Origin of the sequence: Wolbachia endosymbiont (group A) of Alloplasta piceator (assembly GCF_964028505.1) — a bacterium.
Lineage (GTDB): Bacteria > Pseudomonadota > Alphaproteobacteria > Rickettsiales > Anaplasmataceae > Wolbachia > Wolbachia pipientis.
In genome coordinates this window covers 1,169,508-1,193,994 of record NZ_OZ034793.1, presented here as the reverse complement: position 1 = coordinate 1,193,994, position 24,487 = coordinate 1,169,508, and the positions used below count along the sequence as shown (strand labels likewise).

22 protein-coding genes, 3 tRNA genes and 1 pseudogene are annotated in these 24,487 nt (G+C 35.1%); 8 read left to right on the top strand and 18 right to left on the bottom strand.

Annotated elements, in window-relative coordinates; translation table 11 throughout:
- The first annotated feature begins 15 nt into the window (after positions 1-15).
- Both ABWU31_RS05970 and ABWU31_RS05965 read left to right on the top strand, forming a co-directional pair.
- A protein-coding gene (locus ABWU31_RS05970; protein ID WP_265029767.1) for an IS630 family transposase occupies positions 16-1,027 on the top strand; the annotation gives its coding sequence in 2 pieces (ribosomal slippage) (positions 16-477 and positions 479-1,027; 1,011 coding nt in all).
- Positions 1,028-1,098: 71 nt separating this feature from the next.
- Positions 1,099-1,932, top strand: coding sequence for an IS5-like element ISWpi1 family transposase (locus tag ABWU31_RS05965; RefSeq protein WP_353271068.1), 834 nt, complete (start codon positions 1,099-1,101; stop codon positions 1,930-1,932).
- A 36-nt stretch (positions 1,933-1,968) separates the two neighbouring features.
- On the opposite strand, the gene ABWU31_RS05960 is transcribed toward ABWU31_RS05965, so the two are convergent.
- From ABWU31_RS05960 to ABWU31_RS05950, 3 genes and pseudogenes are all read right to left on the bottom strand, one after another.
- A protein-coding gene (locus ABWU31_RS05960) for an IS630 family transposase (RefSeq protein WP_353271144.1) occupies positions 1,969-2,980 on the bottom strand; the annotation gives its coding sequence in 2 pieces (ribosomal slippage) (positions 1,969-2,517 and positions 2,519-2,980; 1,011 coding nt in all).
- 24 nt (positions 2,981-3,004) lie between these two features.
- Positions 3,005-3,748, bottom strand: coding sequence for a hypothetical protein (locus tag ABWU31_RS05955; RefSeq protein WP_353271187.1), 744 nt, complete (start codon positions 3,746-3,748; stop codon positions 3,005-3,007).
- 22 nt (positions 3,749-3,770) lie between these two features.
- Positions 3,771-4,629: pseudogene (locus ABWU31_RS05950) on the bottom strand (IS630 family transposase).
- A 272-nt stretch (positions 4,630-4,901) separates the two neighbouring features.
- Here ABWU31_RS05950 and priA point away from each other — a divergent pair.
- Positions 4,902-7,244: a primosomal protein N' gene (priA, locus tag ABWU31_RS05945; protein WP_265040694.1), complete on the top strand. Its 2,343-nt coding sequence runs from the start codon at positions 4,902-4,904 to the stop codon at positions 7,242-7,244.
- A 9-nt stretch (positions 7,245-7,253) separates the two neighbouring features.
- On the opposite strand, the gene petA is transcribed toward priA, so the two are convergent.
- The 3 genes from petA to ABWU31_RS05930 all read right to left on the bottom strand — a co-directional run bounded on the left by petA (position 7,254) and on the right by ABWU31_RS05930 (position 10,773).
- Positions 7,254-7,853, bottom strand: coding sequence for a ubiquinol-cytochrome c reductase iron-sulfur subunit (gene petA / locus ABWU31_RS05940; RefSeq protein WP_010963095.1), 600 nt, complete (start codon positions 7,851-7,853; stop codon positions 7,254-7,256).
- Between the two features lie 92 nt (positions 7,854-7,945).
- Positions 7,946-10,648, bottom strand: a complete 2,703-nt coding sequence (gyrA, locus tag ABWU31_RS05935) for a DNA topoisomerase (ATP-hydrolyzing) subunit A (protein ID WP_338482608.1) — start codon at positions 10,646-10,648, stop codon at positions 7,946-7,948.
- 52 nt (positions 10,649-10,700) lie between these two features.
- Positions 10,701-10,773 (bottom strand) — tRNA-Val (locus ABWU31_RS05930).
- Between the two features lie 308 nt (positions 10,774-11,081).
- Here ABWU31_RS05930 and ABWU31_RS05925 point away from each other — a divergent pair.
- Positions 11,082-11,375: a transposase gene (locus ABWU31_RS05925; protein WP_353271186.1), complete on the top strand. Its 294-nt coding sequence runs from the start codon at positions 11,082-11,084 to the stop codon at positions 11,373-11,375.
- Positions 11,376-11,386: 11 nt separating this feature from the next.
- Positions 11,387-12,022, top strand: coding sequence for a transposase (locus ABWU31_RS05920; protein ID WP_353271143.1), 636 nt, complete (start codon positions 11,387-11,389; stop codon positions 12,020-12,022).
- Positions 12,023-12,696: 674 nt separating this feature from the next.
- Here the strand turns inward: ABWU31_RS05920 and ABWU31_RS05915 are convergent.
- From ABWU31_RS05915 to ABWU31_RS05905, 3 genes are all read right to left on the bottom strand, one after another.
- The gene (locus ABWU31_RS05915) at positions 12,697-13,572 is read right to left on the bottom strand and encodes a tetratricopeptide repeat protein (RefSeq protein ID WP_265029909.1); all 876 of its coding nucleotides are present in this window, start codon (positions 13,570-13,572) and stop codon (positions 12,697-12,699) included.
- A gap of 168 nt (positions 13,573-13,740) precedes the next feature.
- The gene (locus tag ABWU31_RS05910) at positions 13,741-14,130 is read right to left on the bottom strand and encodes a DUF1284 domain-containing protein (RefSeq protein ID WP_006279825.1); all 390 of its coding nucleotides are present in this window, start codon (positions 14,128-14,130) and stop codon (positions 13,741-13,743) included.
- Positions 14,127-14,654, bottom strand: coding sequence for a biotin transporter BioY (locus ABWU31_RS05905; RefSeq protein WP_006279824.1), 528 nt, complete (start codon positions 14,652-14,654; stop codon positions 14,127-14,129). The genes ABWU31_RS05910 and ABWU31_RS05905 overlap by 4 nt, the downstream gene beginning before the upstream one ends.
- 85 nt (positions 14,655-14,739) lie before the next feature.
- Between ABWU31_RS05905 and ABWU31_RS05900 the strand changes: the two genes are divergently transcribed.
- Together ABWU31_RS05900 and dapF are read left to right on the top strand one after the other, a co-directional pair.
- A complete protein-coding gene (locus tag ABWU31_RS05900) occupies positions 14,740-15,327 on the top strand; it encodes a nitroreductase family protein (RefSeq protein ID WP_006279823.1) in 588 nt (195 codons plus the stop codon).
- Complete coding sequence (dapF, locus tag ABWU31_RS05895) at positions 15,308-16,096, top strand: diaminopimelate epimerase (protein ID WP_006279822.1); 789 nt, start codon at positions 15,308-15,310, stop codon at positions 16,094-16,096. Before ABWU31_RS05900 ends, dapF begins: the two co-directional genes overlap by 20 nt.
- 8 nt (positions 16,097-16,104) lie before the next feature.
- Here the strand turns inward: dapF and sucD are convergent, their stop codons facing one another.
- The 9 genes from sucD to hemF all read right to left on the bottom strand — a co-directional run bounded on the left by sucD (position 16,105) and on the right by hemF (position 21,761).
- The gene (gene sucD / locus ABWU31_RS05890; protein ID WP_353271185.1) at positions 16,105-16,980 is read right to left on the bottom strand and encodes a succinate--CoA ligase subunit alpha; all 876 of its coding nucleotides are present in this window, start codon (positions 16,978-16,980) and stop codon (positions 16,105-16,107) included.
- Positions 16,981-16,983: 3 nt separating this feature from the next.
- Positions 16,984-18,135, bottom strand: a complete 1,152-nt coding sequence (gene sucC / locus ABWU31_RS05885) for an ADP-forming succinate--CoA ligase subunit beta (protein WP_353271184.1) — start codon at positions 18,133-18,135, stop codon at positions 16,984-16,986.
- Between the two features lie 37 nt (positions 18,136-18,172).
- Positions 18,173-18,373, bottom strand: coding sequence for a 30S ribosomal protein S21 (rpsU, locus tag ABWU31_RS05880; RefSeq protein WP_353271183.1), 201 nt, complete (start codon positions 18,371-18,373; stop codon positions 18,173-18,175).
- Positions 18,374-18,572: 199 nt separating this feature from the next.
- Positions 18,573-18,646 (bottom strand) — tRNA-Pro (locus tag ABWU31_RS05875).
- Positions 18,647-18,864: 218 nt separating this feature from the next.
- Positions 18,865-19,551: a 16S rRNA (uracil(1498)-N(3))-methyltransferase gene (locus ABWU31_RS05870; protein ID WP_353271182.1), complete on the bottom strand. Its 687-nt coding sequence runs from the start codon at positions 19,549-19,551 to the stop codon at positions 18,865-18,867.
- 28 nt (positions 19,552-19,579) lie between these two features.
- A tRNA-Glu gene (locus ABWU31_RS05865) sits at positions 19,580-19,651 on the bottom strand.
- 203 nt (positions 19,652-19,854) lie between these two features.
- The gene (locus ABWU31_RS05860) at positions 19,855-20,082 is read right to left on the bottom strand and encodes a hypothetical protein (protein WP_353271181.1); all 228 of its coding nucleotides are present in this window, start codon (positions 20,080-20,082) and stop codon (positions 19,855-19,857) included.
- Between the two features lie 50 nt (positions 20,083-20,132).
- Positions 20,133-20,855: a hypothetical protein gene (locus tag ABWU31_RS05855; RefSeq protein ID WP_236717764.1), complete on the bottom strand. Its 723-nt coding sequence runs from the start codon at positions 20,853-20,855 to the stop codon at positions 20,133-20,135.
- A gap of 81 nt (positions 20,856-20,936) precedes the next feature.
- Positions 20,937-21,761 carry an oxygen-dependent coproporphyrinogen oxidase gene (gene hemF, locus ABWU31_RS05850; protein ID WP_236514518.1) on the bottom strand — a complete coding sequence of 275 codons (825 nt, stop codon included), beginning with the start codon at positions 21,759-21,761 and terminating at the stop codon, positions 20,937-20,939.
- A gap of 160 nt (positions 21,762-21,921) precedes the next feature.
- On the opposite strand from hemF, the gene ABWU31_RS05845 reads away from it, so the two are divergent.
- Positions 21,922-24,402 (top strand): response regulator, encoded by a 2,481-nt coding sequence (locus ABWU31_RS05845; RefSeq protein WP_353271180.1) that lies wholly within the window; start codon positions 21,922-21,924, stop codon positions 24,400-24,402.
- Positions 24,403-24,487: the final 85 nt, after the last annotated feature.

Sequence of the window (24,487 nt, the reverse complement as noted above, 5' to 3'; positions counted from 1 at the left end):
AATAGCGAGGTTTAAATGGCATTAAGATCAAAATTATTGGATGAAAAAGTAGTAGAATCAGCAAAAGAAATGCTGAAGAAAGTAAGGAATAATGCATATGTTTCAAAAAAACTAAATGCTGTAATTGCAGCAAAAAAGTACAGTATAACGGCTGTAGCAAAAATATATTGCATTTCAAGAAGCGCACTAACTTCGTGGGTAAAACTCTTGAAAATTGGCAGAGAAGAAAAACTGTTTGCTCCTTCACAACGTCGTAGAAAAACTAAATTAAATCAGGCTCAACTACAGCAAATTGAAGAGTGGATAGAAGAAAATCCTAATATCACCATTAAAGAAATGAGAATAAGAATCCAGGAAAAGTTCGGATTAAATATCAGCAAATCTACAGTACACCGCCATATGCAAAAGATGAAATTCTCATATATTACACCAAGACCAGTTCATAATGGACAAGATAAAAGCAAACAAGAGGAATTCAAAAAAAAATCTCAATGGAGCTATTAGCAAGTATCCAGAAAAAGAGCTATTTTTCTTTGATGAATCACGGTTTGGCACACATTCAAAAGTTGGACATGGGTGGTTTAAAAAGGGGATTAGAACACAGGTTAAAACAAAATTAGGTAGGCAAAATTTCTATCTCTATAGTGCAGTTAATCCTAGAAATGGAGAGAGTTCTAGCTTATTTGCACCAAATGTCAACACTGATTGCATGAACATATTTCTTGAGCAAATTTCGCAATATCTAGAAACACGAGAGGCTTTTCTCGTTATGGACTGTGCTAGTTGGCATAGGTCAAAAAATTTAAAGGTACCTAAAAATATCGACATTATATACCTACCTCCATACTCACCTGAGCTAAATCCTGTTGAGAGGCTTTGGTTATATATAAAACAGAACATTTTGCGCAATAAAATATACGATACAATTGCTCTACTTGAGGGTGCTTTGTGCAAATTTATTACTTCTCTTGCCAGCTCCACAATTAAACAACTCTGCAATGTTTCCTATTTGACTGGACAACAATGAGAATTGGTATCAGAGGTTGTCCGGAAACAAGTAAAAGGCTATAATATCTGAAATTTTAGTACGGGGTAAAGATGAGAAAAAAGTATCCAACAGATCTAAGCGAAAGGGAATGGGCAAGAATAGAAAAACACTTCAGAGTATCATACAAGAAAGGAGGAAGGCCGCCAAAGTATAGCAAAAGAGAAATATTAGAAGCAATTTTCTATGTATTGCGTACAGGGTGTCAATGGCGGTATTTACCAAATGATTTTCCGCTATGGAAGACTGTGTATGAGCAGTTCAGGCAATGGAAGAAGCAGGGAATTTTTGAGAAAATGAATTATGAAATTACAAAATATAGTAGAAGAAAAATAGGAAGGAATGAGCAGCCGAGTGCCTGTATAGTAGATAGTCAATCTGTAAAGACTACAGAAAAGGGGGGATCAAAGGCTATGATGGAAGTAAAAAAAGTAAAGGGTAGAAAAAGGCATATAATTACAGACACTCAGGGTTTTATACTAGGTTGTTACGTAGGCGCTGCTAACGAAAATGATAGAGATGGTATTAAAATAGCATTAAACAATATGAGAACAAAATATACTAAAGTTAAAAAAATGTGGGCTGACATGGGATACCAAGGAAGAAATTCAAAGAATCACATAAAGGAAGAATATGACATAGATATTGAAATTGTTACAAGGCCTCCATGTAGATTTTGGGTGCACAAAGATACGCCACCTGAGCTACTACCAACAAGAGAACAAGGGTTTAAAGTACAGCCAAGAAGATGGGTTGTAGAAAGGACTTTTGCTTGGGTTAATAGGAATAGAAGGCTATCGAAGGAGTATGATTTACTCACAACATCCACTGAGAATTTCATATACCTAGCTATGAGTAGGGTTATGTTAAAGAGGGAATATGCTTGAATTTACTAGTTTCCGGACAACCTCTGATACCAATTCTCATTGTTGTCCAGTCAAATAGGAAACATTGCAGAGTTGTTTAATTGTGGAGCTGGCAAGAGAAGTAATAAATTTGCACAAAGCACCCTCAAGTAGAGCAATTGTATCGTATATTTTATTGCGCAAAATGTTCTGTTTTATATATAACCAAAGCCTCTCAACAGGATTTAGCTCAGGTGAGTATGGAGGTAGGTATATAATGTCGATATTTTTAGGTACCTTTAAATTTTTTGACCTATGCCAACTAGCACAGTCCATAACGAGAAAAGCCTCTCGTGTTTCTAGATATTGCGAAATTTGCTCAAGAAATATGTTCATGCAATCAGTGTTGACATTTGGTGCAAATAAGCTAGAACTCTCTCCATTTCTAGGATTAACTGCACTATAGAGATAGAAATTTTGCCTACCTAATTTTGTTTTAACCTGTGTTCTAATCCCCTTTTTAAACCACCCATGTCCAACTTTTGAATGTGTGCCAAACCGTGATTCATCAAAGAAAAATAGCTCTTTTTCTGGATACTTGCTAATAGCTCCATTGAGATTTTTTTTTGAATTCCTCTTGTTTGCTTTTATCTTGTCCATTATGAACTGGTCTTGGTGTAATATATGAGAATTTCATCTTTTGCATATGGCGGTGTACTGTAGATTTGCTGATATTTAATCCGAACTTTTCCTGGATTCTTATTCTCATTTCTTTAATGGTGATATTAGGATTTTCTTCTATCCACTCTTCAATTTGCTGTAGTTGAGCCTGATTTAATTTAGTTTTTCTACGACGTTGTGAAGGAGCAAACAGTTTTTCTTCTCTGCCAATTTTCAAGAGTTTTACCCACGAAGTTAGTGCGCTTCTTGAAATGCAATATATTTTTGCTACAGCCGTTATACTGTACTTTTTTGCTGCAATTACAGCATTTAGTTTTTTTGAAACATATGCATTATTCATTACTTTCTTCAGCATTTCTTTTGCTGATTCTACTACTTTTTCATCCAATAATTTTGATCTTAATGCCATTTAAACCTCGCTATTTTACTTACTTCAGTATGGCTTTTCTTCCATCATTGTCCATCTGTTTGCCCTGTAATGGGAATTGGTATTACTAGAGTCGAGAGGTATCTTGTCACCTTCTTCCCCATCAAGTTGTAAAACTACTGCTGAATGCCCATTACCTAAATCATTACCTTTTACCACTTTGAATATTTTAATCTCATCCTTTTCTACAAGTTCTTTTAACTCCTCGTTCTTTTCATTTAACTCTTCCTCCCTTTGTCTTTCTGCTTCTCTTTCTCTTGCCAATCTTTCTGCTTCTTCATCAGCTTTCTTCTGCAGTTGTGAGAATACATTTTGTAATATATCTTGTGTGGTTAAGCTATTTGTGTTGCTTAAAAAATTATCTAACACATTTGATGCAATTGGTGACAATTCACCGTGATCATCAAATACTTTTTCCTTTGCTTTATCATAGTGATTTGGGTTATAGATTGCATACAGAGGATAAAAACCATAATCTGCAATTGACGCTCCGTCAGGTGATAGTTCCATTGAGAATCCATAGTAATTAAGTGGAAGATTGGAGGTTAAATATTTACCGTTATCATCCCTAACGTGTAGCTCACTTCTACCATTGTGCTCACTATATTTGTTGTAGTAGATATAAAAATTCTCATGGTTAAGATTGAAGTGATCATCTAGATTATCGAATTGAATTGTACTGCCAAGCTTCTCCCGCAAAAGATTTTTGCTTTCATCTGTAAGCTTTATATGTGCAGAAAAGTATAGCATTTCTCATAATAGTCCGAATAGGTCATAGGAAGGCAGAATCAACAGCACGACGAAAGGATTCGAATAGAGGAATGTTTTTCCTGGCTCTGTTTTTTATAGCAAACCAATGATGCTCAATTTTGTTAAAATCTGGAGAATAAGGCGGCAGATACAAAATTTCTGCACCGACTCCTTTAGCGAGCTTGATAAGCTTATCAGACTTATGAAAAGTAGCATTATCAAGAATGACAGTTTGTCCAGGTTCTAAGATCGGTGCCAAAAATTGCTCAAACCATCCATTAAAAATATCCATATTACAGTGGCCTTCAAATGTTAATGGAGCAACTATCTTTCTTCTACTTAAGGCTGCAACCATGCTGATTCGTTGAGTTTTTTTCCAGATTTTAGGGCATAAAATCGCTGTCCTTTCTGGCAATACCCATATGGATAGTCCTCCGTGTTATCAATCCCAGACTCATCTATATACACTAAGTTTTCTGGTTCTTTTGTTGCTATAATTTTTAAGAATTCAGCACGTTTTTCTTCGTTCCTTTCCTTGTATCCATATGTCTTTTTTTGCGCGTAAATCCAATTTTTCTGAGAGCTCGGTGGATCGTTTGGATACTAACGTTGCCCCAAAGTTTAGCCATTTCCGACAGAGTTTTTCTACCGTGTTTTTTAGCAAATTCGATAAACTTATTCCAGTCGATAATTTTCTGATTGTAACCTCCATTACCGAGTTTTTTTGACTGAAAGTCGCCTGTTTCTTTTTTTCTTTGCTGCCACTCCCACAAAGTAGTTCGTCCAATTTTAAATCTTGCTGCCACTGCTTCTCTGCTTTCCCCTTCGTCTAGTGCTTCCATTGCTTTTTTTCTTAAATCATAACTATATGCTGCCGGCATCCAACCTCCTTATCGCCATCTATCCTTAATCTTATCATATCCGGACTTCTGTGGAAAGAGCTATAGTATCGATCTATAGGTTCGCCTTTTTCTATTTCAAAGTTCAAAGTAATCTTGTCGTTGACCATTGGTAGCCTCCACAAATTCTATAAATCATTTTATTTATCAATCATACGGTCTGTACTATGAAAAATGTGTTAAACATTAAGATTTTCTCTGTACCGATTCATCTATATTGCCAAGCTTAATAAAGTTACAAGCTCTTTAAAACAATGTTAAACTCAATCACTATGGCAAAAACAGTTGACGTATTACTACCACTTCCAATTGATCAGTTATTTTCATATGCAATTGAGGAAAGTACTGAGATTTTACTTGGAGATTACGTAGTAGTGCCATTTGGCAAAAAACGCTTAATCGGAATAGTTTGGAAATACAGTGATAAAAGTAACCGAGAATTAAAATTTATTGAGCAAAAAATCGATTTACCAAATATTAGACCAAAATTGATTGCATTTGCAGAGTGGGTTGCGCAATACAACTTAATACCTATTGGTATGCTTGCCAAAGTGATAATGGGAGGAGTGTTAAAAGTAAATCACATAGATAAATTGGTTTGTGTTGAACAAAAGCAGGAAACAAGTGAAATAAGCTGCAAATTGAGTCCTGAACAGCAGGTAGCTAGTGATAAAATAATCAGCAATTTGAACGAATATTCAGTGACTTTGCTTGACGGTGAGACCGGGTCTGGAAAAACCGAAGTTTATCTCTCTGTGATTGCACAATTGATTAAGAATTACACTGCCGTTCCAAATGCTGCTCAGACTTTACCATCCCAGTGCCCAGAGACACAACTGTACGAACATTGTGATTTGGGTCTACCAAGAGGGTGTTATCCGAGTAGCCTGACACTGGGATCCAGTTTTTCATATAACCTCATTACAAATGTTTATTTTAACTTAAAACCAATACCTAATTTACAATCAAAATTCCTGGATTCCAGTGTCAAGCACTGGAATGACACCTTTATACTCAAGGCAAAACCCACTGTAACATTTAGCATACCGTCTTTGCCACGTACTAGTATGACACCAGAATATGTTGAAATGACATCAGGAGAAGGTAATGCGCAAGTGCTAATCCTCTTGCCTGAAATTGTTTTAACTTCACAATTGGTAAACCGTATTCATGGTCAGATATCAAAAAACTTAGTTGAATGGCACTCAGAGCTCACTCCAAAAACTCGCCGGAATAATTGGCTCAGCATAGCGAATGGAAATGCGCAGATAATTATTGGTGCACGGTCAGCGCTTTTTTTGCCTTATAAAAACCTAAAATTGATTATCGTTGATGAAGAGCACGACTCATCTTTTAAACAAGAACAGGGAATTATATATAATGCTCGAGATATGGCGATAATCTTAGCCAAATTTGAAAATATTCCGATTATTTTATCATCAGCTACTCCACTGCTTGAAACGATTCATCATGTTAAAAACGGGAATTACAATCATGTAAAGCTAACTAAACGATTTGGTGGTGCAGAATTGCCACTCATTAAAGTAGTAGATATGAGGAACAACAAGCAATGGATCTCCTCTGAGCTTTTTGAAAGCATCAAACAAACCATAGAGAAAAAACAGCAGGTTATGCTTTTTCTAAACCGCAGAGGGTATGCACAACTGGCAATTTGTAAAAAGTGTGGATATAAAATTTCCTGCTTAAATTGTGCTGTTTGGCTTACATATCACAAGAAAAAAAATGCTCTTTTGTGCCATCATTGCTCTTATCAATTAAAACTTCCAGAGAAATGCTCTAATTGCCAAAGTGAACAGCCATTGTCCCTCTACGGCATAGGAATTGAAAGGTTGCTTGAAGAAATGGTGAAATTAATACCAAACGCAAAAACTGCGATGATAAGCAGCGATCAGAAGTCGGTTAGTAACGTAATTGACTTGATATTGAAAGAAGAGGTGAACATTATAATCGGCACACAAATAATTGCTAAAGGGCACAATTTTCCCAAATTAACTTTGGTTGGAGTAATGAATGCAGATTTGAGTCTCGAAAATTCTGATTTGAGAGCAGCGGAAAAGACGTATCAATTATTGCACCAAGTTGCAGGCAGATCAGGAAGGTTTAATGAAAAAGGAATGGTAATAGTGCAAACCAATAATCCTGAAAGTTCAATAATAAAAGCATTGCTGCATCAAAAAAGAGACTCATTTTATGAAATCGAACTTAAGTCAAGACGCGAAGCCAAAATGCCACCATTTAGCAGATTAATAGCGCTTATAATCTGTGGTAAGAATCAGATTGCAACACAAAAAGCAGCGAATGAAATAGTAAAATCTCTTCTTTGTCATCCAAGTAGCTTAACTACTTGTATCCAGGAAAAAAATGTAGGTGTAGACAAAAAGGAATTTGAAATTCTTGGCCCATCACCAGCAGCGATAAATTTTTTAAATAATAAGTATCGGTATAGGGTATTATTAAAAATACACAATAAACACAGTTTATCTATACAAAAAAAGCTGAAATATTGGATTAAAAATTGTAACTTGAATTCGAGTATTGCAGTGATAATAGATGTTGATCCTGTGAGTTTTTTTTAACGAGTTCCGTTAAGCCTTCTTGCCAATTACCACAACATTCTCACTGGGAAAAAAATAATCAGGTACAGCCATATTTTTCGGTGCAGGACCCCCAATTACTCGACCTGATGTATCATAATATGAACCGTGGCAAGGACAGAACCAACCATTACCATCTCTTGTAGCGTGGTCAACCGGTACACACCCAAGATGTGTACATATTCCAAGCATAATTAACCATTCGTCTTTTCCTTCGTATACTCTCTGCTCATCTAATTGAGGATCCCTCAAGCTCTTCACATTCACAGCTCTTGCAGCCTCAATTTCTTGCTTTGTGCGTCTACGAATGAATACTGGTTTACCTTGCCACTTTACTTTTACTCCGTGTCCTTCCTGAATTCCAGACAAATTCACCTCCACTGTGGAAGTTGCTAGAACTTCAGCAGAAGGATTCATAGATTTAACCAGTGGCCAAAGTCCACTTGCAGCTCCTATACCTGCCATAGCGCATGTAGTTAATGTTATAAAATCTCTCCTACTCTTATTTTTAGTAAGATCTTTAACAGGAGGTGTTTTTTTATCCTCTTTGTCTGCCAGTGGTTTTTTATTTTTAGTTAATTTTTTGTCCATTGATCTTTACTTAGCCATAAGTATATATTTTAATTTAAATACTGCGTATTAATCAACAAAAACTTGCGCTTTTTGTTTAACCTATACTACGGTTAAGAAGCGATAGAGTTTTCAACTTCAAAAATACTATCTTCAGTGGAATCAGGATCTTCAATTTTCGCTACTGACACCACTTTTTCTCTACTTTCTGTTTTAAACAGAGTGACTCCTTGAGTGCTGCGTCCTGCAATTCTAATCTCATTGACCGAAATGCGAATTAACTTTCCTTTATCTGTAATAAGCATTATATTATCACCCTGCTCAACTGGAAAACTAGCAACAACATTACCGTTTCTGCTAGTAGTAAGAATATTGGTGATACCAACACCACCCCTGTTAGTTACTCTATACTCATACGCAGAAGTTCTTTTACCAAAGCCATTTTCAGTAATAGTTAATATAAACTCCTCATTCACTGCAAGTTTTAAGAATAATTCGTTATCTATTCCTAAATCATTCAAAGTCTTTTCCAATTTAGAATCAATGGAGTTATTAATTGCAGTCCCCAGTCTTTTTGCAAGTGGAACTTTTAAGTAAAGTTCTTTTGTTTCTGTTGCTACACCTATCCCATTTAATATGGTCATGGATATCACGCTGTCATTCTTTACAAGTTTGATACCTCTTACGCCATCTGAATTGCGACTCTTAAATTGACGCACATCACTTACAACAAATCTGATACTTTTTCCAAGCGTTGTTGAAAGTAAAACATGGTCAATTTCATTACATACCTTAACCGATACTAATTTGTCTCCTCCATCGAGCTTTATTGCTATTTTTCCATTGCTTGGAATATAGTGAAAGTCCGCTAAAGAGTTACGCCTTATGTTTCCATAGGCAGTAGCAAAAACTATGTTTTGATTTTCGTCATTTTCACTTGGCAATGGCATGATATTAGTTATAGTTTCACTATCGCTAAGCGGAAATATGTTAACAAGCGCTCTTCCACGTGCAGTTGGTTCTGCAAGAGGCAACTTATAAACCTTTAATCTATAGACTCGGCCAATATTAGAAAAGAATAAGAGGCTAGTGTGAGTATTTGTCACAAATAATTCTGTAATTACATCTTCTTCTTTTAATCCCTGTCCTAGCTTTCCTTTTCCACCACGACGCTGAGTTCTGTAGTGAGAAAGTTTCACACGCTTGATATAACCATTCATAGTTACGGTTATCACCATATCCTCTTGTGGAATTAGATCTTCAGCTTCAATGTCCGCGTCTGACTCCTCTATTGAAGTTTTTCGCGGCACAGCAAATCTGTTCTTTATTTCTTGTAGATTGTTTTTTATTTCTTTCATCAACTTCTCTCCTGAGCCAAGAAAAGCGATATATTCTTTTATCAGGTTGATCATTGAACTTAGCTCAGCTTCTAATTTGTCTTTTTCAAGGCCTGTTAAACGCTGCAGTTTCATATCAAGGATAGCCTTAATCTGTAGCTCAGTTAATCTATACACTCCATCTTTCAAAAAGCTTGAGCTATCTGAAATCAACTCGATAATAGTGTTGATTTCATTCGAAGTTTTCCATTCTTTATTTAAAAGTTCTCTACTTGCTTCCGCAGGATCTTTTGCACCGCGGATGATTTTTATCACTTCATCTATGCTGAGGACCGCAATGTAGAGCCCTATATATATATGAGCTTTTTCTCTCGTTTTTCTTAGACGAAATTCTGTTCTCCTGATTAACACTTCTTTTCTAAAGTCAACAAAAGCAGCTATGATTTCTTTTAACGACATCAAAGCAGGCCTGTTGTTATTGAGCACTAAAGTGTTAACACTAAAACTACTTCTTAGTGGAGTTAGCCCCAATACTTGATTAAGTATAAAACTTGCTTCAGCATTTCTTCTGAGGTCAATTACTACTCTAATACCAGACTTATCGGACTCATCCCTAATTTCTGTTATACCATCAATTCTTTTTTCTTTTACAAGCTCACCTATCTTCTCAATTAATTTTACTTTATTTACCTGGTAAGGTATTTCATCAATCACTATTGCTTGCCTATCTTGTGGCAGATCTTCTATATGAGTCTTGCCTTGCACAACAATTGATCCACGACCAGTTGCAAATGCTGATCTTATTCCAGACCTTCCAAGAATTGTTCCCCCAGTTGGAAAATCCGGCCCTGGCATCACTTCAAGTAACTCATCCAAAGTAACTTCAGGATTATCTACATATAACATACAAGCATCTATTATTTCTCCAAGGTTGTGAGAAGGAATATTGGTTGCCATACCAACTGCAACACCACTCGCACCGTTTACCAATAGATTCGGAAACTCTGCAGGCAGCACAACTGGTTCTGTTTCATTTCCATCGTAGTTTGGCCTAAAATTAACTGTATCTTCATCAATATCATTCAGTAAAAAGTGCGACACTTTTTGAAGTCTTGCTTCTGTGTATCGCATTGAAGCTGGTGGATCTCCATCTATCGAACCAAAGTTACCTTGCCCATCAATAAGTGGTAAAAGAAGAGAAAAATCTTGAGCCATCCTGACCAAGGAATCGTAAATAGCTGCATCACCATGTGGGTGATATTTCCCCATTACGTCCCCAACTATACGAGCCGCTTTTTTATATGGCTTACCGGCATCGAATCCAGCTCTTGACATTGCATATAATATGCGCCTGTGAACAGGTTTAAATCCATCCCGCACGTCAGGTATAGCCCGGCTTATGATAACGCTCATTGCGTAGGAGAGATAAGAATCTTCCAGCTCTTTTACTATTGAGATTGGTACTATATTATCCTGCATTTTTTATACTTTAATTGAAGTAATTAATAATACTAACATTCAGTTAAGCAAATGGGCAATGACAGACTTGAACTGCCGACCTCCTCGGTGTAAACGAGATGCTCTACCAGCTGAGCTAATTGCCCCTTTAGATTTAATTCTATAGCTCAATATTATTATTGTAAACAAAAATAGCAATAAATTGTATCCGTTCAGCAGAGTGGCAAAATAGGTAGACAAGGTGATCTAAAAAGATAATCATAGAGTAAATGTGAGGTAAGTCCTTACAATAAATGGTGTCGTCCAAGTAGCCGACACTGGGATCCAGAAAAAAGAATGGTGTCATTCCAGTGCTTGGCACTGGAATGGCTTTGTTGCATCGCTCAAGTGAAAAGAACTGGCAGTTACTGACAAAATTCATTATAAATAGCGATTTAACTGTTGAAGAAAAAATATGCCACAAAAAATGAGGGTCAGTAACCATAGCGAATATAACAAATTTCTAGAAAAAAGAGGAAATATTTTTCATTATATCAACGAAGCCATAGAAAAGTGGTACGAGAATGGTCCAAAAATGCAGGGCGGCAACTATATTTATAGTGATAAAGTTGTGATTTTAGTGCATATAATCGTTAATCTTTTTAGAATTGGCTTAAGACAAACAGTCGGGTTTATAAAAGGATATTTGCAACAAATAGGAAGAGATTTGGCAGTTATCAGCTATTCGCAAGCTTCAAAAAAAACTTAATATTAAGATCAATGATTGCAGAAAATAATATGGAAGATATCGAAATTGCTATAGACAGTACAGGAATTAGTATATACAACAACACTCCTGGTCATAGCAAAGAAAATAGCGAAGATAGAAAGTATCGCAGCTATGAACAGACAAGAAAATTGCATGTAATGTTGAATACAAACAGCAAAAAAGCCATAGCTGTAAAATACAGTAACGGTGTCTACTCTGATCACTATGGAGCTTGTGATTTGCTAAAAGAAGTCGATTTTCAGTATGTCATAAAAGTACTATATGCAGATAGGGCATATGACAGAGAAAAGCTCTATAAGCTGTGTAATCAATATGGTATAAAAACGAAAATTCCTCCGAAAAACAACGCAGCAGAGCATCCAAAGTTAGACTATATGGCTGAGAGAAATTCTGCAGTCAAGCTCATAAAGTCATATGATGAAGATGGTATAAAGAAGTGGAAAAAAGAGATGAGTTATGGAAAAAGATCTTATATAGAAGGTTTTTTCTCGCGATTAAAAAAGACATTTGGGTTTAGTTTTAGGAGCAAATCTGAAATTAATCGTGAGAAGGAACTGCTACTCAAGTGTTATTTGCTTAACAAATTTACTGAAATAGGCATGGCTAAGTTTGAGATAGCTTCATGAATTTATTGTACGTTACCTACTATCCGAAGAGCGATGCAACAAAGCCCACTGGAATCCAGCTTTTTCATAATCATTAAAACGTTGTATTTTAACATAAAACAGCTATTTTTATGCTCGCCAACTTAATAAAATTCCTGGATTCCAGTGGGCTTTGTTGCATCGCTACTTATGAAAGGCTAACTATAGTTAGGATTATAAGCAACCTATTGAAAATCTTGTTTTTTTGCAATCAATCTGATCAAATTTAAGAATAGTAATTTGTTATTTATATTAATAAATTTAATTCTATTGAAAATAGCTAAAGCATTGAAATTCTTGAATTTTAGCCGGATTGGTAAATGGTAGTGAAATTTCTTTTACTCAAATTTAGGTATTCATTGACCGTTCTTGTTATAAATACCAGAATAATAAGCTACTGATATTCGCTATCTTTTTTATCTTTAATCCATCATAGCTAGCGATGCAACAAAGCCATCCCAGTGTCAAGCACTGGGATGACACCCTCCTAATAGGCCAAAATCACAATGTTCATACAGTTATGCATTTGTTGTGTAAATTACCTTTGCAAACAAATGTTCGTACAGCTGTGTTTCACACACTTTGCTTCAATATTTGCACATTAGCCACTCACTTGAACAGATACGATAAATTAGATTTAGGTGAGCTATAAGCTTTTATGAAATCTTTGAGTGCGTGCTGTGAAGTTTTATAAATTTTAGTCTTGCTGTCACTTTGTATAAAGGTATTTTTTCACTCACATCTTTCGAAGTTGTAGCCATGTTCAACAATTTTAAGTAGAATATTGTAGCATTTTGAAAATCTGAAAGTTTATCTAGAATAACAGCTAAATTATAAGTATAAAAAATATTGTTTTCATCGAGGGAAATAGCAGTTATCATATACTCTTTACCTTTTACATAATCCTCCTTTTTCATATAGATCATACCTAAATTTGCTAATAAAGGAGCATAATTTTTATGTATATCATACAATTTTAACATTTCACTCAACGCCAGATCAGGATCATATTGTGAGATTATCGTCAGAAAATTTTTTAATATGTAAGGGTTACTAGGGTGTTCTTTTAACAGTCTTGTGTAAATCTCTACAGCTTTTTTGTATTCTTTATTAGCGTAATAAATATTTCCCAATCCAATTAAAGCATTTTTATGATAAGGAAACTTTGCGATAATCTGATTAAGGAGAGAAATAGCTGCTTCATTATCTCCTGATTCAAAGGAATCTTTTGCTTTTTTTAAAGTAGAGTATATGTCAAAACTCTTGCCAGAATTCTGCGAAATTTTGATATTAAATTTGTCACTTTTTCTCTCAATAACATCAAGATCTTTATATTTTTTATCAGCTTTTATATGCTTGACAACACTATCGAAGGCCTTTTGTATCTCCAAATTTTCACTAGCATAGGTAACAGAAGACCTCCATAAAATCACAACGCAAATTAACATGCAGATAAACATAGGTCCTAGTGTTGTGGCATTGGCTGCAGCGTGTAACCAGTAAACCTTATTTCTTTGAGCTATGCGTAACACATTACAAATTCATAAATGCTAAATTACCTATCTCATACAATAATAAAGATATTATTAATTAGCGGGACGAACATGCTGTGTAGCTTTTCAGAATGCATTTATCTTTTGTCTTCCATATTTCGCTTTATTTCCACAAAAATGCTTCAATTTATCTTAACATTTTGTCAACTACCTTTGTAGATTTAAAAGGGCATTTTTACATATTCCATATGGCTGCCAGTTGCACCCCTCACATGCGTACTCGAATTTCTTTAAAGACATTTTCTCCCTAATCTTTTTTACTGCCTCATTCCAAGTTAAAGTCTCGCCAATTTTAATTCCTAAAATTTCCATATGCCTTCTATCTAGCTCTAAAACTTTAGCTTGTGTGGTGCATTTACCTTGTTTAGTCTGATTTGGACAAGCACTACAGATATTATCAAGGTTACCAACTACTTCGATTTGAGTACTAATTACTTTGCTTGCTATCCTTTTATAATTTTCTACAAAACCCTGAGAATACCCATATCCCCGAAACGCGAGGGTGCACATGAAATGATGAGGGCGGAATTTTATCATTTTTTCAAATATTGCAAAGCTGCTACAAGTAGAAAAATTTTTACCAAACCAGGAAGGATAAATGGTAAAACACCCACCATTATTGCTTGTCCCAGACCCAAGTAAACAGCAAGCCAACTAACACCACAAATAAAGATTACAACTGTACCAGCCAGACAACTTAAAGAATTACACACAAATGATTTATATTTAGAGTTCAGTAATTCATTTACTTTGCTCATTACCATAACAGCAGCTAAACAGCCAATTAAATATCCACCGGTTGGTCCAAGAAGAGCGTGATAACCACCAGAAAAATTCGCAAGAACAGGCAATCCTGCTGCACCAAGTGATAGATATGTAAGCACAGAATAGAATGCTGTTCTGCGGTTAAATTTAAGCCCAATAAGCATTACTCCTAAAGTTTGCAATGTGATAGGCACAGGCTGCAATGGTATACTTATTTGAGCCATCAAGAATAAAAGTAAAACGCAAGACAATATTTCAGCCAGTGTTGATCTGCTGCTAGATTGTGTTATAAACATACCTTCCCAATAAAAATAACTTATTGAATGTAATATATGTGTATGAGAGGTTTTGCAATTTAAATTTTGCTTATATTGTGCTACAATGAATTATTTATGCACTATTAAATTAAAAATGATGAGTAAACAAGATCTATTATCGTTGATGAAAGCAAGACACAGCGGACGTTCATACGATCCTACAAGAGCAATATCTCAGGAAGACATGGATATTTTAATGGAAGCTGTAAGGCTGACTCCCTCATGTTTTGGTGATGAACCCTGGAGATACGTAATATGCAACAAACAGAACAATCAAAGCGCATGGGAAAAGCTGCTAAATTGCCTTGATGAATCTAATCAAAAATGGGCAAAAGATGCACAAGTGTTAATCATATCTTTAAGTGCTAAAAACTTCCGTAAACAAGGTAAAGGAGAAAATCTTTGGGCTAATCATGATACTGGTGCAGCAAATTATGGACTTATGTTACAAGCTGCAGTTATGAACTTAATGGCCCATCAAATGGGTGGATTTGATAGAGATAAAATAGTGAAAGAGTTCAATATACCCAATGACTTTAACGTAATGTCAGTGATAGCGGTTGGTTACGAAGAAGAGGGTGCTGAAACAAGTAAGAAGAAAAGAAGACCAATAGAAGAAATATTTTTTTATGATGAGTGGCCAAAATTCTGAAAATTTTATCAAAATGCACGGCACTGGTAATAATTTCGTTATCATAGACTCACGTTCAACAAACAATTTAGACTGGAACCATAGACAAATTGCTGATCAAAGCAGTTGTGATCAAGTGATAATTATAACAATGTCTAATGCTGCAGACTGTTTTATGCATATCTATAATGCTGATGGAAGTCGAGCTGAAATGTGCGGAAACGCAGCACGCTGTGTTGGATATTTGATAATGTCAGAAAAAGGTGCTGAATACTCCATTATTGAGCTAACAAGCAAACGCATTTTAGAGTGTTTTAAAGTGGGTGATAAATCCATAAAGGTTAACATGGGTAAACCTTTGCTAAAATGGCATGAAATTCCCTTGTCTACTGAGTGTGACACTCTTCACTTACCTATAGAGCTTGAAATGCTAAAAGATCCTGTTGCAGTAAATATTGGCAATCCTCACATAGTTTTTTTTGTTGATAACATAAGTGAAATACCATTGCGAAATTTAGGACCAAAGCTAGAAAATCACGCATTATTTCCTCGGAAAATTAATGTTAGTATTGCACAAGTTGAAAAGTCTGGAGAAATAGCTTTAAGAGTTTGGGAAAGAGGTACAGGCATTACTGCATCATGCGGTAGTGCAGCCTGTGCAGCACTTGTTGCATCTACACTACGTGGATATCTGGTTGCCCAACAGACTTCAGTAAATTTACCAGGAGGCAAGTTATTAATCGAATGGGCAAATAACGTATTCATGACCGGTGATATAGGGTTTTTGTGATCCTAATTCTAGTGATGCATTACTTCCAATACCTTCTTACCAATTACTGCAGGGGTTTCAGCAATTGCAATTCCAGCGCTCCGCATAACTTCTAGTTTTGCACCAGCACTTCCACCGCTGGAAGAGATGATTGCTCCAGCGTGTCCCATACGTCTTCCTGGAGGTGCCGTTTGGCCTGCTACAAAACCAACGATTGGCTTTTTAGTTTTTTCTGTTTTTACAAAATGTGATACATCTTCTTCTTCGTTTCCACCTATTTCACCAATAACTACAATACCATGAGTATCGTCATCTTTTAAAAAGAGCTCCATACAGTCAACAAATGTCATACCATGAACTGGATCTCCCCCAATTCCGATACATGTGGATTGACCAAGACCAACAGCGGTTGTTTGTGCTACTGCCTCGTAAGTTAAAGTTCCGGAGCGAGACATAATTCCTATGTGTCCACGCTTATGGATATGGCCAGGCATAATTCCTATTTTGCATTCTTCAGGTGTAATAATTCCCGGGCAGTTGGGACCAATCAATCGACTTTTTGAGCCGATAAGCGCACGCTTAACTTTCACCATATCAAGTATAGGAATGCCCTCTGTAATACAAATTATCAATTCTATTTTTGCATCTATTGCTTCAAGTATTGCAGGAGCAGCAAATTTAGCAGGTACATATATAACTGTAGCATTTGCACCGGTTTTTTCTTTGGCTTCTGCTACAGTATTAAAAACCGGTAAATTAAGGTGAGTGCTACCACCCTTTCCAGGAGTTACACCTCCCACCATTTTCGTTCCGTAATCAATTGCTTGCTCTGAATGAAATGTGCCTTGTGCACCAGTAAAACCCTGGCATATTAATCTTGTATCTTTGTTTACTAAAACGGACACGCTTTATTTTACCTCTTTTACTATCTTTTGCGCAGCTTCATCTAGCTCATCTGCAGCAATAATATTTAATCCTGACTCTTCTAAAATTTTTTTTCCTTCTTCAAAATTAGTACCTGATAATCTAACCACTAGAGGAACTTTAATGCTCATTTCTTTTGCAGCCGCAACAATTCCACTTGCGATAATATCGCAACGCATTATACCACCAAATATGTTAACCAGAATTCCTTTTACGTTGCTATCAGACAATATGATTTTAAATGCTTCAGTTACAGTTTCTTTACTCGCTCCACCACCAACATCCAAAAAGTTAGCAGGCTCTGCTCCGTAGTATTTTATTATATCCATTGTTGCCATAGCAAGACCTGCACCATTTACCATGCAACCAATACTGCCATCCATTTTGATGTAACTGAGCCCATACTTTGAAGCCTCTATCTCTTCTTTCACTTCCTCATCATAATCACGAAGTTCCATAATTTCTGGGTGACGATATAAAGCATTATCATCGAAATTAATTTTTGCATCGAGCGCAATAAAATCTCCAGAACTTGTTTCAACCAGTGGATTAATTTCAATTTGGCTCGCATCAGTTGCAATAAACGCATCATATATTTTTTTTGCAATGTTCGATATCTTTTCTATTTGTTCTGGACTCAAATGAAAACTGCTGCTTAACTTGCTGCTATCAAAACTTGTAGCAGGATCAATATCAAATTTCACAATTTTTGCAGGAGAATTTTTTGCCACTTCTTCGATGTCCATTCCACCTTCTGAGGAAAATATGAATATTGGCCTACTGAGCTTCGGGTCGATTACCAGGCTTAAATAATACTCTTTCTTAATGCTTGAGCCTTCTTCAACGTACACTTTTCTTACTTGCTGCCCGCTTGGCCCTGTTTGATGAGTAACTAAAGTCATACCAATCATGTCCTTTACAAACTGTTGAGCTTCTTCAACTGACTTTGCTAGCTTTACGCCACCGGCTTTACCCCTACCACCTGCATGAATTTGAGCTTTAACTACAAACACGTCAGATTTTAATTGACTTACTTGAGTCTTTACTTCTTCTGCAGATGTAGCAACAAAACCTTTTGGCACTGGGACATTAAATTTATGCAAAACTTCTTTCGCTTGATATTCGTGAATATTCATAAAATAACCAATGATAAACTATTAACTTGAGTACAAACTACCAACCATAACGTTGCCTTCTGCACTCTTGTTGGTACCTCTTTTTTTTAGCTTCAGCTTTCTTTTTAGCTCTTTTTTCTGATTTTTTTTCATGATATTGTTTTCTCATTTTCAACCCTCTTCCTTCCTTTTGAATTGTTTTTTTCAATACTGGAAGAGCTCTGTCTACATCACCATAATGGACTGATACTTCTATCAAACTCTATACCTCCTTCGGTAATCATTTCAAAATCTATTTATAAATTAGAAAATTAACATTGTCAATTATTTTATAAACTTGAGCGTTAAAATGTAATATGCCATAATTTACATGGTAAATAATGTCATTCCAGTGTCAGCTACTTGCTTACTGATGGAGATTGCTCTTATGTTACAGCGTTCTTACAATTATACTAACATCGGGGCGGAGAGATTTGAACTCCCGACCCTTTGGTCCCAAACCAAATGCGCTACCAGGCTGCGCTACGCCCCGACTTCTTTACTCAGAGTATCAATAACTCAGGCAAAATGCAAGATTCATTTGTTTACTTTAGAAAAAATATAATATGAGATTTAATATTATCTTAGAATATGTTTTTTATTAGCTCCTCTTTAACAACAGACTGCTTCGTAGAAAGTCTACAGGGTTTTTGTGCGCGCAACACTGAACCAGATTTCTTTATGACCCAAACCTTAGCCATATTTAAAAATCTAGCTACACCAATTGGTGAAAGTGAGTGCAGCAACTACAGCAGTATCGACCCTTAAAATTCTTTTTCCTAGACTCAATTTTTGACAAAACTTATCGGCAAGATCAAGTTCATAAGATGAAAAACCACCTTCAGGACCAACAATAATAGCAACATTTTTTTTGCCTTTCAGCACTTTATCAGCTTTACCCGTTTCATCACACAAAACAAAATTTTTACTTTGGGAATCAGGTAACTCACAAAAGTTAATAGGAGGCAAAATCTCTGGTATACTTATCCTACCTGATTGTTCCGCTGTTTCGATTGCTTGTAATTTTGCTCTACTTAGGTTAATATTTTTTACCACTGTACGTTCTGTTGAAATAAATTGAATGCAGATTACTCCCATTTCAGTTGCCTGTCTTACTATGTTGTTCAAAGCAGCACTTTTTACCATGGCACAATACAGGTATAAATTTTCCTCATATTGCTGTTGTTTAGTGCATTCTTTGGGTGTAACTTCTGTCAATTTACGCGATATATTAACTACTTCTCCTAACCATTCTCCATCTTTTCCATTAAAAAGAGAGAGATTATCATACTTCTTAAGCCGCATTACATTGCAAATATAGTGACTTTGTTGTGGATTAAGTGCTAAACTCACGCCTTGTGATAAAGCTTCTTCAACATAGAGCCTAATTTTTCCCATTCAAAACTTTAATTATATTCTACTTGAGTGACTCTTACGGGATTTGAACCCGTGTTACCACCGTGAAAGGGTGGTGTCCTAACCACTAGACGAAAGAGTCAACTTGAATCTAACTAGGTTATATCGATTACATATATAAAGTCAATTCAATTATTTTGAATCACATAGTTAGAGGGATATATCAGTAATCTTATATCGACAGCCTCCTATTACTCCATGCTCAATACTCACTGAACCTATCTCAGATTTAGGAGCTAATTCTAATTGTTGTTCAACTTTTGTATCGGAATCATAGCCAGAATCTTAGCCAGAATCTCTACGCTCATATTTCTGCCTTATTTCTTCTACACTAAAGCCAGCCTTGGTCTTAATTTTTTGATCATTAGTCTGTTGCTGACTTATCGACTTATTAGCACTTAGCTCATTTAGCTTCACTTGCCAATCATTCACTTTATCTTGCACTAACCCATGGCAAGTTCCAGAATTAGCTTTTATGTCTTTTGCTTTTCTTTCTGCTCTTTTCTTGGACAAATCTACCCTAGCATAAATAGGTTCTGACGACTGTTCTGGCTCTTTCTGTTTTAGGCTAGTAGGCTTTTTTGTTCTGAAAGATCATCTATAGTGCAATAAATAGGTTCTTCTGATATACTCAAATAACCACTATCTTCCAATGATAAATTTTCAGTGGATTTTTTATGTGAATCATATATTTCAGCATAAATAGATTCTTCTGATACACTCAAATAACCATTCTCCCCTAATGAGTTACTAACCTTAGTGTCATACACCTCAGCGTAAATGGGCTCTTTTGAAGGCAAAGCATCATAGCTAGTATTCTTTGACTTATACTCAAAAGTTCTAGGAGGTTTTTGTTGTATAGCTTCAATATTCAAATCATCTGTAGAATAATACTCTGCGCCTTTTCCTAGTAAAAAGGAAACTGTGGGGTGAAGAATTATCTCTGCTGGTAAGTTTTTCTCACTATCCAATTTTAGATTTTTTGATTCTGCTAAACTCTCAATAACACGAATTATAACATTCTTTCCATTCTCATCTATTGAGTGGATATCAGCTCCACGATTAATCAGCAATTCCATTATTTTGTGATCTGTAGCATGTCCTAAAGCCTGATTTAAAGCTTGATTATTATTTATATCAAATGATCCTGTATTCTTGAGAGACATAGTCTTTGAAAAGAATTTTCTAAAACTATTTAATGCATCATAGAGAATTAGAGTCAGTTTAACACCTTTTATGTCATTGTTTTTGACAGATTTAATTAAAAAATTATCTATTATGCCCATGATTATACCCCCTATATAAAAGCTCACTACCATGGTACAATTTTAAACTATGATGATTTATTTTCTACTAATAGCAGCTCTCTATAACCACTTAACAAGTGGTGGCATTGACATCATAATTGCATCTGGATTGCCGTCAGTCATTAAACCAAACCTTGTGCCACGATCGTATAACAGATTGAATTCTACATATCTGCCACGTTTTATTAATTGATTTTCTCGTTGTTCTTTTGTCCAAGATTTTTGCATATGTTTACGTATGACGTGCGAATAAATTTCCAAAAAGGCTTCACCTACTGCTTTTGTGAACTCAAAATCGTTTTCCCAGTTGCCAGAACTCAGATTATCATAGAAAATGCCACCAATGCCACGCGGCTCTTTTCTGTGTTGTAAGAAAAAATAATTGTCACATTGCTCTTTAAATTTTGGATAATATCCGGTGTCAAATCTATCACATGTCATTTTGATTGATTCATGGATATACTTGCAATCTTCTTCATTTTTATATATTGGCGTAAAATCCATTCCTCCACCAAACCATTGTTTTGAAGTATATATCAGCCTTGTGTTCATATGTGCTGCAGGGATAAGGGGCGATTGCATATGAGACACTAAAGATATACCGCTTGCCCAAAACTCTCCGTTACTTTCACTTGCACCAGGAATTTCATTAATGGCTGAATCTGCAAATTTTCCGTGTACTTTTGAAACGTTTACTCCAACTTTTTCAAAAACATTACCAAAAATAATTGTAGATTCACCACCTCCACCACCTGGGCGATCCCACTTTCTCTTTTCGATCTTTGGCTCTGCGGATGATTGTTTTTCAATTAATAAGAAAGATTCTATGATCTTATCTCTTAGTGCACAGAACCATTTAAATGCTTGTGTTTTTTGTTTTTCCATAATATCCTCTTGCTAGCTTATTAACATTGTTATATCTGATATTTAAGGAACTTAATTAGATTTGGATGATAATTATCTATCAAAGACGTTAATAAATCTATAATAATTAAATCAATATAATAGAACATTTTCGTATGTACAACAATGCCAAGTAACAATAATGAATAAAAGATACATAGATAACAAAAAAGAGAACAGGGTTGACTTCATACTAAGAAATTATGGAATGTCAATTGTTGTGATGGCAGTTATTATGCTCTTACCTCCAGTAGCAATATCGATACTCTACTTTTTTGATATATATAGTCAGCATATTAATATAGAGATTAATTTATTAGTTAGCATTCTAACAACTCTCTTTATGATGTATAATGTAAAACGCTACAGATACCTACTTAATACTATAGAATTTCAAAATGCAATATTTGCAAATGCACTAAATCATAATACAGAATTTTGCCTTATTTTACATAAGGATGAAGGTATTATTTATGCTGATGCAAGGTTCTACGAAAGGTTTAAAGATCATATAGATGATGACATTACGTTAGCCAAGATTCTTGAAATAGGAGATGTTTCAGAAGCAGACAAAAAAGTACTCTATCATGCACTAAAAAATAACTCTTCTGTACAGGTATGCATTTCCTTAAACAAGAAGAATAGAGTATCTAACTTTCTTTTGCTCTTTGAGCCGATACCAGATAATCCCCAAATTGCTATAAATAGTAATAAGATTTTAAATTTATCATTAGTCCCAATAGCAAGGCCAGATGGGTATTTTGTATTAAAAGCAACACAGATAAACAAGGAGCAGATATATGAAGAGTTAATAGAAAAACACAGCATAGGAACTTACATTGCAAATGCCAAAGGGGTGATTTTATCTGTAAATAAAAGATTTTTAGACATATTTGAACTAAAAAAACTGGAAAAAGGTAGCTCAATCAGTGATTTTATATCTCAATCTAAATATAACAATACAACAACCGATAATGAAATTTTGTTTTTTACTATAAGTGGTATTCCATTCAAGGCTTATATGAGCACTGCTATATTTTGTGATAAATACAACCATAGCTATATATATGGCTTTATAACACCAACCGAATCAAATATTGTTGATTATCAATTACACCCTTGTTTTGCAAATTCATCAATTGCTATTGCACAATGTGACATAAACGGCAACTTTGTAAAGAAAAATACGGCACTAATAAAGCTTGCAGGGTCAGATAATAATTCAATCTTTACGTTGATATTGGATAGTTATCATGTGAAAATACGTGAATATTTTTCGAGTAATAGAATAAATAATGCGTCTTTTGATGTACAGCTCAACGGCGGTAATAACATAAAAATATATTTCAATAAGTTTCTTCATAATAAAATGATCTTCATACTTTGTTATTTTATTGACAATACTGAACACAAAAACCTAGAGATAAAGCTTGAGCATTATCAAAAGATGCAAGCTATAGGGCAGTTAGCAGGTGGTATTGCGCATGATTTCAACAATATATTGACTGGGATAATAGGATTTTGCGATTTGCTTTTACTCCAACACTCAGCTGGTGAACCATCTTTTGGAGATATAATACAGATACAGCAAAATGCAAAGCGTGGATCAAATTTAGTAAGACAATTGCTTGCTTTCTCAAGAAGACAGACCTTGCAGCCAAAAATTATTGATGTAAATAATACTATAGCTAATCTTTATGAAATGATAAAAAGATTAATAGGTGAAAGTATAAAATTTAATATTTATTATGGTAGAGACTTGGGTGCTGTTAGGGCTGATCAAGGGCAATTAGAGCAAGTTATACTTAACTTAGCAGTCAATGCTAGTGCTGCTATGGAAAAGGGCGGAGAATTAACTATACGAACCTTTAATCAAAAGATTGACTCATTAAATTCTACACCTCAGGATATGTTTTCTCCAGACAAGGAAGCGATTGAACATGGAAATTATGTTGTGATTGAAGTAATTGATACTGGATGTGGAATGACGAGTGATACAACTGAAAAGATCTTTGATCCATTTTTTTCTACCAAAGATATTACCTCTGGTACAGGTCTTGGCCTCTCTACTGTATATGGCATTATTAAACAAACTGAAGGATACATCTATGTTGCTAGCAAAGTAAATCATGGAACTAAATTTAGCATATTTTTGCCCATGGTTTACATATCAGATGAAAATGATAGAGAGGAAGATAGTGAAGAAACAGAAAAACCGGTAGTAAGTGAAATTAAAGGTAATGGTATAATTTTATTAATCGAAGATGAAGATTCAGTAAGGGAATTCATCTCTAAAGCACTCAAAAGAAAAGGATTTGATGTAATAGAAGCAAGCATAGGCAGCGAGGCGCTAGAAATAATCAGTAAAAAAAGTCAACACATAGATCTTATAATCACTGATGTAATCATGCCAGAGGTGAGCGGCCCAGAAATAGTTAAAGAAGCATTGATCCATAGGCCAAATATCAACGTTATTTTTATTTCTGGGTATGCAGAAGATGCTTTTTTAAAGAGTGATGACATCAATATAGAAGATTTTCACTTTTTGCCAAAACCATTCACTCTGAATGAATTAGGAAACAAGGTTCAAAGTGTGTTACACAAAGTAAAAAAGACAGTCTAATTTTAGTGTGGTTAGCAACAAAAAAATTTTCTAATGCAAAAGTTTCTTGCATATATACAATAGAATTATTTTATACATAAGATAA

Bases quoted from the DNA above. Each gene is read 5' to 3' on its own strand.
- ABWU31_RS05965 (WP_353271068.1), top strand. From the start codon at position 1,099: ATGAGAAAAAAGTATCCAACAGATCTAAGCGAAAGGGAATGGGCAAGA.
- ABWU31_RS05955 (WP_353271187.1), bottom strand. From the start codon at position 3,748: ATGCTATACTTTTCTGCACATATAAAGCTTACAGATGAAAGCAAAAAT.
- priA (WP_265040694.1), top strand. From the start codon at position 4,902: ATGTTAAACTCAATCACTATGGCAAAAACAGTTGACGTATTACTACCA.
- petA (WP_010963095.1), bottom strand. From the start codon at position 7,853: ATGGACAAAAAATTAACTAAAAATAAAAAACCACTGGCAGACAAAGAG.
- gyrA (WP_338482608.1), bottom strand. From the start codon at position 10,648: ATGCAGGATAATATAGTACCAATCTCAATAGTAAAAGAGCTGGAAGAT.
- ABWU31_RS05925 (WP_353271186.1), top strand. From the start codon at position 11,082: ATGCCACAAAAAATGAGGGTCAGTAACCATAGCGAATATAACAAATTT.
- ABWU31_RS05920 (WP_353271143.1), top strand. From the start codon at position 11,387: ATGATTGCAGAAAATAATATGGAAGATATCGAAATTGCTATAGACAGT.
- ABWU31_RS05910 (WP_006279825.1), bottom strand. From the start codon at position 14,130: ATGATAAAATTCCGCCCTCATCATTTCATGTGCACCCTCGCGTTTCGG.
- ABWU31_RS05905 (WP_006279824.1), bottom strand. From the start codon at position 14,654: ATGTTTATAACACAATCTAGCAGCAGATCAACACTGGCTGAAATATTG.
- ABWU31_RS05900 (WP_006279823.1), top strand. From the start codon at position 14,740: ATGAATTATTTATGCACTATTAAATTAAAAATGATGAGTAAACAAGAT.
- dapF (WP_006279822.1), top strand. From the start codon at position 15,308: ATGAGTGGCCAAAATTCTGAAAATTTTATCAAAATGCACGGCACTGGT.
- sucC (WP_353271184.1), bottom strand. From the start codon at position 18,135: ATGAATATTCACGAATATCAAGCGAAAGAAGTTTTGCATAAATTTAAT.
- ABWU31_RS05870 (WP_353271182.1), bottom strand. From the start codon at position 19,551: ATGGGAAAAATTAGGCTCTATGTTGAAGAAGCTTTATCACAAGGCGTG.
- ABWU31_RS05855 (WP_236717764.1), bottom strand. From the start codon at position 20,855: ATGGGCATAATAGATAATTTTTTAATTAAATCTGTCAAAAACAATGAC.
- hemF (WP_236514518.1), bottom strand. From the start codon at position 21,761: ATGGAAAAACAAAAAACACAAGCATTTAAATGGTTCTGTGCACTAAGA.
- ABWU31_RS05845 (WP_353271180.1), top strand. From the start codon at position 21,922: ATGAATAAAAGATACATAGATAACAAAAAAGAGAACAGGGTTGACTTC.